This is a genomic window from Gemella massiliensis (genome assembly GCF_900120125.1).
Taxonomy (GTDB): Bacteria; Bacillota; Bacilli; order Staphylococcales; family Gemellaceae; genus Gemella; species Gemella massiliensis.
In genome coordinates this window covers 276,718-290,192 of record NZ_LT635545.1, presented here as the reverse complement: position 1 = coordinate 290,192, position 13,475 = coordinate 276,718, and the positions used below count along the sequence as shown (strand labels likewise).

General features: G+C 32.9%; 9 protein-coding genes. 7 read left to right on the top strand and 2 right to left on the bottom strand.

Features of this window, described 5'->3' with window-relative positions; all coding sequences use genetic code 11:
- Positions 1-218: 218 nt before the first annotated feature.
- The 5 genes from BQ7358_RS04080 to cysE all read left to right on the top strand — a co-directional run bounded on the left by BQ7358_RS04080 (position 219) and on the right by cysE (position 4,115).
- Positions 219-785: a DUF402 domain-containing protein gene (locus tag BQ7358_RS04080; protein WP_062174582.1), complete on the top strand. Its 567-nt coding sequence runs from the start codon at positions 219-221 to the stop codon at positions 783-785.
- Complete coding sequence (locus BQ7358_RS04075) at positions 766-1,578, top strand: NAD kinase (protein WP_062174581.1); 813 nt, start codon at positions 766-768, stop codon at positions 1,576-1,578. Before BQ7358_RS04080 ends, BQ7358_RS04075 begins: the two co-directional genes overlap by 20 nt.
- A complete protein-coding gene (locus BQ7358_RS04070; protein WP_062174580.1) occupies positions 1,571-2,452 on the top strand; it encodes an RluA family pseudouridine synthase in 882 nt (293 codons plus the stop codon). Before BQ7358_RS04075 ends, BQ7358_RS04070 begins: the two co-directional genes overlap by 8 nt.
- A 233-nt stretch (positions 2,453-2,685) precedes the next feature.
- Entirely contained in the window at positions 2,686-3,594 is a 909-nt protein-coding gene (locus BQ7358_RS04065; protein WP_062174579.1) for a PLP-dependent cysteine synthase family protein, read from the top strand.
- Positions 3,594-4,115: a serine O-acetyltransferase gene (gene cysE, locus BQ7358_RS04060; protein WP_083577634.1), complete on the top strand. Its 522-nt coding sequence runs from the start codon at positions 3,594-3,596 to the stop codon at positions 4,113-4,115. The genes BQ7358_RS04065 and cysE overlap by 1 nt, the downstream gene beginning before the upstream one ends.
- A gap of 214 nt (positions 4,116-4,329) precedes the next feature.
- On the opposite strand, the gene BQ7358_RS04055 is transcribed toward cysE, so the two are convergent.
- Both BQ7358_RS04055 and recU read right to left on the bottom strand, forming a co-directional pair.
- The gene (locus tag BQ7358_RS04055) at positions 4,330-6,456 is read right to left on the bottom strand and encodes a transglycosylase domain-containing protein (protein WP_072520240.1); all 2,127 of its coding nucleotides are present in this window, start codon (positions 6,454-6,456) and stop codon (positions 4,330-4,332) included.
- A 6-nt stretch (positions 6,457-6,462) separates the two neighbouring features.
- Positions 6,463-7,038 (bottom strand): Holliday junction resolvase RecU, encoded by a 576-nt coding sequence (recU, locus tag BQ7358_RS04050; RefSeq protein WP_062174574.1) that lies wholly within the window; start codon positions 7,036-7,038, stop codon positions 6,463-6,465.
- A 168-nt stretch (positions 7,039-7,206) separates the two neighbouring features.
- Between recU and BQ7358_RS04045 the strand changes: the two genes are divergently transcribed.
- Both BQ7358_RS04045 and BQ7358_RS04040 read left to right on the top strand, forming a co-directional pair.
- Complete coding sequence (locus tag BQ7358_RS04045; protein WP_062174572.1) at positions 7,207-8,907, top strand: proline--tRNA ligase; 1,701 nt, start codon at positions 7,207-7,209, stop codon at positions 8,905-8,907.
- A 108-nt stretch (positions 8,908-9,015) separates the two neighbouring features.
- The gene (locus BQ7358_RS04040; protein ID WP_072520239.1) at positions 9,016-13,359 is read left to right on the top strand and encodes a PolC-type DNA polymerase III; all 4,344 of its coding nucleotides are present in this window, start codon (positions 9,016-9,018) and stop codon (positions 13,357-13,359) included.
- Positions 13,360-13,475: the final 116 nt, after the last annotated feature.

Here is a 13,475-nt window from a genome sequence, read left to right as displayed (position 1 = left end):
ACTTTATTATCTAACCGATGTTGAAAAAAAGTTAATTTTCTAACGTGAAAAAGGCTATTAAAATAATTATTTAGAGACGCTTAGGAGATTTATTAAGAGAAAATAGTAGTACATAAAATGTTTTAAAAAGTTTAAAAGTGACAAATCTTAGTAGTCTATAAAAGAAAAAATATGATATAATTAAAAGGAAAAGTTAAAAAATAGTGAAAGGAGGCACTATGTATATTGGAGAGAAGCCCAAAAAGGGTGACATTGTAAAAATAATTGCTTATAAGCATGATGGCTCTATTCATAGAATTTGGCATAAAAATATTGTTCTTGAAGCAGATGAACAAGTTTTAATATTAGCAAATAATAGAACTCTTGTAACCGAAAGTGACGGTCGTACTTGGGTTACAAAAGAAGTGGCTCTTGTGTACTTTCACAATGATTGTTGGTTCAATATAATATGTATGTTTAGAGAAGACGGTGTTCATTATTATTCTAACCTTAGCAGTCCGTTTATCTATGATGTTGACGGAGTAAAGTATATTGATTATGACTTGGATATTAAAAAATATCCGGATGGGAAATATTTTTTACTTGATGAAGAAGAATATAACCAAAATAAAGAGCGTTATAAATATGGGCAAAAGATTGATGAAATTTTGAAATATAATGTTAACAAATTACAAGATTGGATTGATAAAAAACAGGGAGCTTTATCACCGGATTTTGTTAATATTTGGTTGGAGAACTATGAAAAAATAAAAGGTGAGGTGCAAGATGCTAAAGGGAACATTTAGTGTAGAGATAAGAGATGATGACGTGTCGCAAGAAATAGCTACTAAATTAAAGCGATTATTGTTATTTAACGGAATGGAAGAAAGTAAAATAGCACCAGATTATGTATTTATAGTGGGTGGAGATGGAACGGTACTTCGCACCTTTAATAAATATGTTGATATAGTAAATGATGTGAAATTTTTGTCTATTCATACCGGACATTTAGGATTTTATACGGATTATTCCGTTCAAAATTTCGAAAAAATTTTTCATGATATGGTGTCAATTGAACCCGTGATTGATCAGTATCCGCTTCTTAGGATTAACGCTTATTGTAAAGATAATAACCTTATAGCCGATTACTATTCATTAAATGAAGTAACCGTTGACAGCATGACAGGTTCAACTTATGCGGCGAGAGTTTATATTAACGGTGAACATTTTGAAAATTTTCGTGGAGATGGGTTATGTATCAGTACACCCACAGGTTCAACAGCTTACAATAAAAGTTTGGGGGGAGCGGTCATTCATCCACAGATGGACTTATTTCAAGTTACCGAGATAGCGGCACTAAACAATCTAGTTTATCGAACATTAGGTAATCCTATTATTTTATCAAAAGATGATGAGCTTGTTATTATACCTAATGAATATGATGATCATAGAATAAGGGTTGATTATATGGATTTTAATTACAACACCGTATCAAAAATAAAAATAACTTTGGCAGAAGACAAAAAAATTTCTTTTATTAGATATAATGATGTTGATTTTTGGAAGAGAGTAAAGAGATCGTTTATCGGAGATGAGTAAGTTAGTTTTAAAATTTAATGTAGAAGAAAAACAACTGCTTCGTGATTTTTTATTAACCAATAATATTTCAAAAAAAACATTAACTCGCATAAAATTTGATAATGGAGGGAGTATTAAGGTAAATAAAAAAGAAGAAAATGTTCGTTATAATCTGAAAAAAGGTGATAAAGTTGAAATTACATTGCCCGGAGAAAAATTCAGCGAGCAAGTAAGATTTATTGATTCACCGCTGAAGATTATGTATGAGGACGAATATTTATTAATTGTAAATAAAGAGATTAATCTCCCCTCTATACCATCACGTAATGAAGAAGATGAATCACTTTTAGAAAGGGTAAATTATTATTTTAAAGAGCAAAAATATACAACAATTCCACATATAGTAACAAGACTTGATAAAAATACTTCAGGATTGGTATTGATAGCTAAGCACAGACATATTCATGCTTTATTCAGCAAAATGAAGATTAATAAGTTTTATTTAGCACTTGTCTTAGGTAAAGTCGAAGAACAAGGAGTTATAGAAGCTAATATAAAACGGCAAAAAAATAGTATAATTATACGAGAAGTGGCAGAAGACGGGGAATATGCGAAGACATTTTTTGAATTGGTGAAATATTATAACAAAAAAAATATCAGTTTGGTAAAACTTCAACTTTTTACCGGAAGAACTCATCAAATAAGAGTTCATATGAAGTATATAGGACACACTCTTTTAGGAGATGAGTTGTATGGAGGAAGTTTACAGCTGATAAAACGACAGGCACTGCATTGTAGACAGTTGCAGTTTGAACATCCGATAACTAAAAATAAAATAGATATAACCTGCCCTTTGCCAAATGATATGGAAAAAATAATAAGGGAAAATTACTAGATAAAAGTGTGGAAAATATTTAAAAATAATAGTAAAAGAAAATTTAACAACTTGCATTATAACAAATTAACATTGAAAAATTTAATTATAGCAGGTTGTTTTATTAATTATTTGAAAATGTATTAGAATGCGAAAAAATTCAAGCAAACTCTTTATTTTTATCAAGGGTTTATGTTATAATCATAGTCAATAAATAAAATATTCATAATTGGAAAGAAAAAGGAGGAAGTTTTATGATAGCGACATCACTAAAATTTGTGGGGAATACACCTATTTATCAACTGGATAACACAAATATTTTTGTGAAACTGGAGAAGTATAATTTAGGAGGTAGTGTAAAAGATCGTGCTGTTCTTGGAATGTTAGAAGAGGCTATGCGTCAAAATGCAATCAATAAAGATACGATTATTGTTGAACCGACCAGTGGAAACACCGGTATTGCCGTTGCAATTTTAGCTTCAGTTCTTGGGATTAAGGCTGTTATTATCATGCCTGAGAGTATGAGTGTAGAACGTCGTAATATTATTAAGGCATACGGCGCTCAGTTAATTCTTACACCTAAAGAATTAGGGATAAAAGGTTCTATTGAAAAAGCTGCACAAATTATAGAAAAATACGATAATGCCATTTCATTAAGTCAATTCGATAATCCCGCTAATCCGAATTATCATTACAAAACAACGGCAAAAGAAATTTTGGAGCAAGTTCCGGATATTGATGTGTTTGTAGCCGGTGTAGGAACAGGTGGTACTTTTACCGGGGTAGCTAAGTATTTAAAAGAGCATAAACCTGAAGTTATATCGATAGCAGTAGAACCGGCAGAGTCTCCTGCTATTAGTGAAGGACATGGTGGAGTTCACAAAATTCAAGGAATTGGTACAGGATTTATACCGGAAAACTTTAAAAAAGAGTATATGAATGATATATTTACGGTATCAAGTGAAGAAGCTATTGAAGAAACAAAAAATTTCTTAAGAACGACAGGTATAGGGATAGGTATTTCATCAGGTGCGGCAATAGCCGGTGCCAAAAAGGCAGCAGAGAAGTATCCAAATAAAAAAATTGTAACCATTCTTCCTGATGGTGTAGATAAATATTTATCTGTACTTGAATTCGAAGATATTGTTCATGTAGAAATATAATGAAATTTTTTGAAAATTTACGCTATAATATTAATAGAGTGCTGAAAGAGGATCCTGCTGCTAAATCTAAATTAATGGTTTATTTAACTTATCCCCATATAAAAGCTCTTAATTATCATTTTTTTGCACATAAACTCTATAAGAAAAATCACCACACTTTGGCTAGGATATTTTCTAAAAGGGCGAGAAGAATAACAGGGATAGAAATTCATCCCGGTGCAAAAATAGGGAAAGGTTTATTTATTGATCACGGAATGGGAGTTGTAATTGGAGAAACAGCTGTAGTTGGTGATAATGTAACCCTTTATCATGGTACAACGTTAGGTGGTACAACTTTTAATCCTATAAAACGTCATCCAACAGTTGGCAATAACGTCATGATAGGTGCCGGGGCTAAGGTGTTGGGTAATGTAACTATTGGTGATAATGTAAAAATAGGAGCGAATGCTGTTGTTAAACATGATGTGCCAACAGGGGCTGTGGTGTATGAAGCAAGACCGACTGTAAAATTAAAAGATTAGTATATGGAAAAGAGGGATTGGTTCAAACTCTTTTTTATAGGTATTTTCAGATAAAATAAAATCTACAAGAAGAGAATATATAATAAAAAAGTGTCCGGCTTAAAAGTTAAAAATTTTAATAAAATTTACTTTAAAGAGCCTTTCCAAAAGTAAGGAAGCGACTTAGAAACCGTGATTTCATTAGAAATCGATTTTTAAGTCGCTTTTTTTAGTTTTATCTTCTGGTGTTTCGTTTTGTATTTCTACTGTTAGTTGTTGAATTAGATCCCGCAGTACCACTTATTGAATTAAATGCTGTGGTAAGAGAAGATCTGCCGTTTCGTTCATTTTCTGCAGCTTTAGCCTGATACACTGCATCACGGTTACTACCGGCGTACATATAATCCGTTTCCGTGTTTCGTTCTTTGGAGTATTCAACACCATTTTTAGTAACAATACCGGCAGGTTTTTCAAAAGGAGCGGGTGCTTTGTTGTCCGAAACCTTCTTCATTATATCTGCCATTATTTGTTGTGTTGTTCCTGCATGAGTGGGAGAAAGAGCTTTAGCTGCGGAGTCCACCGTATCTGCACCTTGCCAAACGGAAACGGTGTATTCCGTAGAATATCCGATCATCCAGCTATCTTTGGTTGAGTTTACTACATCAATTCCATAGTTGAGATATGCACTATCGTCAAAGGTACTTGATCCGGATTTGCCTGCCATATTAAAGTTTTTAACTTTGCCGTTTGGTGATGTACCGTTGTTTGATAATACGTCTTTCAGTATTGAGGTCATAATGTAGGCTGTTTCCTCCGACATTGCTTTTACTGGTTGTTCTTTCATGGATTGTAGTTCTCGTCCGTTAGCATTAAATATTTTCACGACCGTTGATGGTTTATTGTAGTATCCTTTATTACCGAAACTTGCGAATGCTCCTGCCATTTGTAACGGAGAAACTCCATCAACGTTACCACCAATAGCGGTGGTCGGTTCATCTTTTGAAACGGGAATACCTAATTTTTCAGCGAAATGTTTAGAACGTTCGAAACCAACCCTTTCAAAGGCTCTAACCGCCGGTATATTATATGACCAAGACAAAGCTCGACGCATAGAAATATTTCCGTGGTAAGCTCTATCCCAGTTTTGAATATAGAAGTTTGTCCCGGCTATTTTATAAGGTGTATCTGAGAATGTAGTTTGACTGTCCCAGCCATAATACTCAATGCCGGGTGCATAGTCCACTAGCGGTTTAATCGCAGAACCGGGTTGGACTTTTGCATCTGTCGCATAGTTATAACCGCCGGCTTTATAATTTTTACCTCCACCGACAGCCTCGATTAAGCCGGTTTTTGTATCAATAACTGATATTGCGGCTTGAGAAGCGTGCGGTTTCATTGGGGCACGTTGATTATCCAACATATCTTGAACATAAATTTGAAGTTCTGAATTAAGGTTAGTATAGATTTTTAAACCTAAAGAAAAAGGATCTTTAACATTTTCAAAGTTTTTATTCTCTTTTAATTCTTTATTTAATAAATCTATATAGGCAGCATATTTAGGGTTATATGTATGTTGATTGGCTCTTTCTTCTTTTGTTTTGCTTACTAGACCTTCGGTTATTGGAGTATTTATCGCTTTGTCGTATTCATCTTTTGTTATTTTGTCATTGTTTAACATGGCATACAAAACGGTGTTACGACGTTTCGTTGCATCTTCCGGATAATCATAAGGATTATATAGGATAGGTTGTTGAGGAATACCGGTCAAAAGTGCTATTTGCGGTATAGTAAGCTCATTCAAGTTTTTATTGTAAAAATATTTTGCTGCTGTTTTTATTCCGTATTGACCATCAGAGTAATAAATTTTATTAAGATACATCTCAAGTATATCGTTTTTGGAATATTTGTTTTCCAATTTTAAAGATAAGTAGGCTTCTTGAGTTTTTCTTTCTAATGATTTCTCTGCTGTAAGTAGAGAAGTTTTAACTACTTGTTGTGTTATTGTACTGGCTCCTTCACGTGCGGAGTTTGAACGAACATTAACAATGATGGCTTTAATCAAACGTATAGGATCTAAACCGATATGTGAATAAAAGCGGGAATCTTCAGTAGAAAGTACGGCATCTTTTACGTTTTCCGGAATGTCGTTAATTGATACATAATCTCTTTTTTCCGCACCGACGGTTGCGATTAAGTTAAGGTTTTTATCATATATTTCCGACGATAGCGGATCTTGAAGATTTGCTCTTGTTATATCAGGTACATCTTTAAGTTCTTTAGCAAAAAATGCCAGAACAACAAAAAATAAAATTAAGGCTAGCGTAAAAAATATTGAACTAATATACTTAAATATGTTTTTCATTTAATACTAAAACTCACTTTCATTATTTTTTATAATACTTAAATAATCTAATCTAATTTTGTAGTGGAAAGATAATTCAAATCCGTTTTCTTCGAATTCGATTAATTTTATAGATTTTCTTCCGCCATTTATTGCTCTTTCATAAAAAAACAGAAAATTTTTAAAGGGGAGAAGAAAAGTTCTATCTATTTTTTTAAATCGCACAATAATAAATGTAATACCACCATGCTTTAATATTTGTTTCATATGAATAATTTGATGTTCATGAATATTGGTTAAGGAAAAAGATGTTGTTGAATTAGTTTCTTTAGCCTCAAAATCAATATACTTTCCATTAAAAACACCATTATAATCTGTAGTAGACGGTATTTTATAAAATGCTTTTGTAATCATCGCACTTGCTCGATTTGGATAATTGACCTCTACTATTTGAATAGGTATCGGTTTTTTATGAATGACGGCAACATTATTATTTAAGTAATATTTATTCGCAAAGTTAATATCACTTTCTAGTTCCATTCCACGATTGGAATATTTAGTCTTCTGAACGAAATTATTTTTTTTATTTGGATAGTTAAACATCTTAATTCTCCATAAAATTATTATCCTTTTATTATACTATATAATTTTAATAAAAGAAAATGCTATATACAATTTTAGAAAAAATTTTAAATTTTATAATATTGTGAGCCAATATCCAACTTTTATGGTATAATAGTATTAATTTTAAAATATAAGAGGTGGTATTACATGAGACAATCAAAAACGTTTATTCCAACGACAAGAGAAGTACCATCCACTGCAGAAGCAATTAGTCATAAGTTGTTAATTAAAGCGGGGATGGTTAAGCAAGTATCTTCTGGAGTTTATACTTACTTGCCGCTTGCGACTAAAGTAATTCAAAAAATAGAAAAGGTAATTAGAGAAGAACACGAAAAAATCGGTGCTTCAGAATTGTTAATGCCGATCCTTCAATCAGAAGAATATTGGAAAGAATCTGGACGTTGGTACAAAATGGGTGACGAGCTTATGCGTGTTACCGATAGAAAAGGTGCAGGATATGCCCTTAGTCCAACTGCAGAAGAGGTGGTTTGTCAAACTGTAAATAACATGGTGACGTCTTATAAACAACTTCCGGTGAATTTATATCAATTTCAAACTAAATTCCGTGATGAAATTCGTCCCCGTTTAGGCCTTTTAAGAACAAAAGAGTTTATAATGAAAGATGGTTATACATTCCATGATACTCCGGAATCATTGAGAAAGTCTTATAATGATTATTATGGTGCATATAGTAAAATTTTTAGTAGATTAGGTTTAAAATATCGTATAGTAAAAGCGGACTCAGGAAATATTGGCGGTAGCTACACGCATGAATTTCAAGCATTAGCGGAAATAGGGGAAGATACGATTGTTTATACCGAGGGAAGTGACTATGCTGCAAATATTGAAACTGCCGTTGTCGTAGAAGAAAATTACAAAATGCCGACAGGTTTTGAGAAAAAAGAACGTGAATTGTTAGAAACACCTGAACAACAAACAATTGATGCAATAGCTGCATACTGTGGAGTTGAAACTAATCGTGCTATGAAAGCTCTGGCACTAAAAGCGGATGGCGAATATTATTTAGTTCTAATGCGTGGAAATGATCAATTAAATGATCTTAAATTTAGGAAAGCCACCAACACATCAGAAGTAGAGATGGCTACCGAACAGGAAATTGAAGAAATTATGGGCGGTTATGTAGGTTATATGGGGCCATTCGGTATTAAAAATTGTAAAATAATCGGAGATAATGCGATTAAATATATGTATAATCACAGTTGTGGAGCGAATAAAAAAGGATTCCACTATATTAATGTAAATCCCGGCGATTATCCTATTGATGCACATTATGATTTGCGTATGATTGAAGAAGGGGACTTGGCAGAAGATTTATCAGGTCCGGTAAAATTTGCTAAAGGTATCGAAGTAGGGCAAGTGTTCGAGCTTGGTAAAGGTTATTCGGAGGCTATGGATGCAACTTACCTTGATGCTAACGGACGAGCGAATCATTTTTACATGGGGTGTTACGGCATTGGTGTAACACGTATTATTTCTGCAATTATTGAACAACACAATGATGAAAAAGGTATTATCTGGCCATCAATAGTTGCACCATATCAAGTACATCTTGTTTGTATAGATACTAAAAAAGCTGAACAAATAGAAGTTGCGGAAAAATTATACGAAGAATTAACAGCAGCAGGAATAGAAGTCCTTTATGACGACAGAAATGAACGTGCGGGAGTTAAATTTAATGATGCCGACCTGTTGGGTATGCCTTTACAAGTTATTGTAGGAAATAAAGCAAGTGAAGGTTTAGTAGAAATAAAAGAACGAAAAACACTGGAAAAACAAGATACATCTGTGGCAGATGTTCTAACCGTTGTGCAAAAGTTTTTTAAATAATTACTAAAATAAAAAAAGTAGCTAAGCGGTGCAGAAGTTATATATTTTACATCGTTACAATAATATGCAACCATTTTATATATTAAGCTACTTAAAAAAGGAGACACAATGAGCAATAAACATTTTTCTCTATTAATAGATACTCTTGAACTGGCTGAGGAATTAACCGATTCAAATTTTGAAAATTTTTCGCTGGATAATATAGAAAAAGATAACAACAATAAAGTATGGACTTTTAACTTTAGTGGTAATGCACTGCCGGATGTTGCTCACTGGACACTGTTTATTCAAAAATTACGAGATAGTTTTCTAGGAGACTATCTCGTTAATTATCGTTTAAGTACAAACGAAAGAGTAACAGATAAAAAAATTATAGAATACTGGAAATATGTTATATTAGAAAATTTTGGTGAGGTATCCGGTGTTCTGATAGAAAGTATTTTATTCAGTGAAGTAAAGGTTCAAGATAAAAACTTATTAATAAAAACAATGGCACCGTCAATTTGGAAAAACTTTGTTAGTGAAAGAAAAAACGCTATCTTAGATAGCTATAAAAAATTAGGGATAATCATTGAAGATATTGTACCTGAATTTGCTAAGACAAATGTTCATGATATAACAGAGCAACAAGAAGCAAAAATTTCCAAAGAAATGGAAAAATTAGAACAGATAGAACAAAAAGAAACTGAGAAAAAAACAAAAGAGCAACCGAAAAAAAATCGAGGTTTTAATGCAGGAACCAAATACGGAAAAGAAATTCATGATGCGGAAATAGTAGACATAAAGGATGTTATCGGCTATTCCGGTGATGTAACCATAATGGCTCAAGTATTCGGAACAGAGCAGATTGTTCACAGGAACGGCTCAAGTCAATATAGATTGAAACTTACAGATTATAGTGATTCTATTATATTACGATTATTCGGTAACAACCCTAACTCTAAATTTCAAAATAATCGTCGTAATCAACTGATTGAATTGATACAAGGTATTAAAAAAGGTCAATGGATAAAAATATTTGGTACTGTCAGCAATGATCCATATTTAAGAGATACGATAATTGAGCCGAAAGCTATAGAGGTGACTGCTAAAGAAGAAAAAAAAGATAGCTACAACGGGCGAAAACGAATTGAACTTAATACCCATACAAAAATGTCACAACTGGAGGGTATTTCTTCGGCGGAAGATTATTTGATAAGAGCAACTTCTTGGGGGCATGAGGCAATTGCATTTACCGATACTTACGGTGTGCAGGCGTATCCGGAAATTTGTTTAAAATCAAAAGAAAAAGATATTAAAACAATATACGGACTTAATGCGTTTATTATGGACGATAGCCTTACAGCGACAACAAATCCAAAAGAACTTCGATTAAAAGATGCAACATATGTTGTATTTGACGTTGAAACAACAGGATTATCAGCGGAAAGAGACAGATTAATAGAAATAGCTGCCGTTAAAGTAAAAAACGGTGCTCAAATTGACACATTTGAAAGTTATATTAATCCGAAACGACCAATATCAGAATTGATTACACGTTTAACGAGCATTACTGACGAGGATGTAAAAGATGCTCCGTTTGAAAAAGAGGTAATGACAAACTTTTATAACTGGCTTGATAAAGATGATATACTTGTTGCTCATAATGCAAAGTTCGATTTAGGATTTTTGGATAAAAGTTTTGAGCGATTAGGCTTAAAGAATAATAATCATGCAAGTATTGATACACTATTTATTTCACGTGCTGAAAATAAAGAAGCAAAACGTCACGGATTAAGTAATCTTACGAAGTTATACAAGGTAAAATTAGTTCAACATCATAGGGCGATATATGATACAAGAGCAACGGCGGATATCTTTATAAAAATGCTCGATCAACTTTATGCACTGGGGATAGAATACCATAATCAAATTGATAGTATGATAGATTTAAAATTAGCACACAAGCGTTCAAGGTCATTTCCTTGTTCAATACTTGTAAAAAATGCCCAAGGATTAAAAGATTTATTTAGATTGGTGTCATATAGCTGTACGGATTATTTATCGTCTGGGAAACCGACTATTCCCCGCAGTTTGTTGATTAAATATCGAAAACATTTACTTATAGGAAACGGAAATTCTGATAATGAAGTATTTGAAGAACTACTTAATGCCAAGGAAGATAAGGTTGAACAAATTATTGATTTTTATGATTATATAGAAATACAGCCCAAACATCATTATGAAAGTTTTATAAGAAGTGAGCGTATTGATGACGAGGCGGAGCTGGAAGAGATTTTAAAACACTTAATCAGTTTGGCTAAGAAAAAAGAAAAGTTAGTTGTTGCTACCGGAGATTGTTATTATTTGGATGATTATCAACATGTTTATCGCCAAATTTTACGACTAACTGTAAAAAATAATCCGGGAGCTAAGGATATTAAGCCGTTGGCTACATTTTTAACAACAGAAGAAATGCTTAAAGAATTTTCATTTTTAGATGAAAAATTAAGACAAGAAATAGTTATTGATAACACACATGTTATTTCCGATATGATAGAAAAAGTAGTTCCGTTGAAAGATAAATTGTATACACCAAATATTGAAGGTGCGGCAGATGAGGTAAGAAACTTAAGTTATAGTATGGCACATAAAATCTATGGAGAAAATTTACCGGAAATCGTAGAAAAACGCCTTGAAAAAGAACTTGCATCAATTATTGGGAATGGTTTTTCGGTAGTTTATTTGATTTCGCATAAACTGGTAAAAAAATCACTTGATGATGGCTATTTGGTAGGTTCAAGGGGCTCTGTAGGGTCATCACTTGTTGCTACGATGATGGAAATTACCGAGGTAAATCCACTATCACCGCATTATGTTTGTCCTAAATGTAAACATAGTGAGTTTTTCGTTAATGCTGAATATGCTTCTGGTTTTGATATGCCGAATAAAAATTGTCCGCATTGTAATGAGAAAATGAAAAAAGACGGTCAGGATATTCCGTTTGAAACTTTTTTAGGTTTTAATGGCGATAAAGTTCCCGATATTGATTTAAACTTTTCAGGAGAGTATCAAGCGACAGCACATAATTTCACAAAAGAAATTTTTGGAGAAGATTATGTTTATCGTGCGGGAACTATTTCAACCGTAGCTGAAAAAACGGCATATTCATTTACACGTGATTATTACGAAAAGCATGAGATTGATAAACGCAGTATTGATATAGAACGTATTGCCGCAGGGTGCGAAGGGGCAAAAAGAACAACCGGACAACATCCGGGAGGAATTTTGGTTGTGCCTAATGATATGGATATTTTTGATTTTACACCATATCAATATCCGGCAGATGATGAAACAAGTACGTGGAGAACGACACACTTCGATTTCCACTCAATTCACGATAATATTTTAAAATTTGATATACTGGGGCATGATGATCCGACTATGATAAGAAAACTTCAAGATTTATCAGGAATAGATCCAAAAACTATTGATGTATCAGATCCGGAAGTTATGGGGATTTTCTCAACAGTTGAAGCACTTGGTGTAACACGTGAACAGGTTGATTCTGCGAGTGGAACATTTGGAATACCGGAATTTGGAACAAACTTTGTTATTCAAATGCTTGATGATACAAAACCGACTACATATTCAGAACTTGTCCAAATTTCCGGATTGTCGCATGGGACGGATGTTTGGCTTGGTAATGCTCAAGAATTAATACGGAACGGTACATGTAAACTGAAAGATGTTATCGGATGTCGTGATGATATTATGGTTTATTTAATTCATGCGGGTCTTGAAGAAGGATTATCATTTAAAATAATGGAAAGCGTTCGTAAAGGTAAAGGTCTTACAGAAGAGTTTGAACAAGCTATGAGAGAAAACGATGTACCGAATTGGTATATAGATTCATGTAAAAAAATAAAGTATATGTTTCCTAAAGCGCATGCTTGTGCGTATGTACTTATGGCACTTCGTATAGCTTGGTTTAAAGTTCATCAACCGTTGATTTACTACTGTGCGTACTACTCGGTAAGAGCAAGCGATTTTGATATTATTACGGTTGTCAGAGGGGAACAGTCACTTAAAGAAAAAATAAAAGAAATTAAAGAAAAGGATAAGAATGAAGTAACGACAAAAGATAAAGACGCACTGGTGAGTTACGAAATAGCAAATGAAATGTTACAACGTGGTTTTACGTTCTCAAAAGTTGATTTGGAAAAATCATTAAGCCATGATTACATTATTGAGGATAATAAGCTGATACCGCCTTTTTCTATTGTGCCGGGATTAGGAGATAATGTGGCAAATAAAATAGTTCAAGCACGTGAAGAAAAACCGTTTTTGTCGATAGAAGATTTATCAAAACGTGGAAGTGTATCAACTACAATAATAGAATATTTAAGAGAAATGGGAACGCTAAAAGGTTTACCGGAAAGAGCGCAATTATCATTTTTTGATGAATTGTAGAAAATGTTTAATCACAAAAGATAAAAAATAACAAATTTAATTTTAGAACATCTTATTTATAACAATGTTTAAAATAGAAGATTTTCATCATTAGAAAAAAAATTCAAACTTTATTT

Bases quoted from the DNA above. Each gene is read 5' to 3' on its own strand.
- BQ7358_RS04075 (WP_062174581.1), top strand. From the start codon at position 766: ATGCTAAAGGGAACATTTAGTGTAGAGATAAGAGATGATGACGTGTCG.
- BQ7358_RS04070 (WP_062174580.1), top strand. From the start codon at position 1,571: ATGAGTAAGTTAGTTTTAAAATTTAATGTAGAAGAAAAACAACTGCTT.
- BQ7358_RS04065 (WP_062174579.1), top strand. From the start codon at position 2,686: ATGATAGCGACATCACTAAAATTTGTGGGGAATACACCTATTTATCAA.
- BQ7358_RS04045 (WP_062174572.1), top strand. From the start codon at position 7,207: ATGAGACAATCAAAAACGTTTATTCCAACGACAAGAGAAGTACCATCC.
- BQ7358_RS04055 (WP_072520240.1), bottom strand. From the start codon at position 6,456: ATGAAAAACATATTTAAGTATATTAGTTCAATATTTTTTACGCTAGCC.
- recU (WP_062174574.1), bottom strand. From the start codon at position 7,038: ATGTTTAACTATCCAAATAAAAAAAATAATTTCGTTCAGAAGACTAAA.
- cysE (WP_083577634.1), top strand. From the start codon at position 3,594: ATGAAATTTTTTGAAAATTTACGCTATAATATTAATAGAGTGCTGAAA.
- BQ7358_RS04080 (WP_062174582.1), top strand. From the start codon at position 219: ATGTATATTGGAGAGAAGCCCAAAAAGGGTGACATTGTAAAAATAATT.
- BQ7358_RS04040 (WP_072520239.1), top strand. From the start codon at position 9,016: ATGAGCAATAAACATTTTTCTCTATTAATAGATACTCTTGAACTGGCT.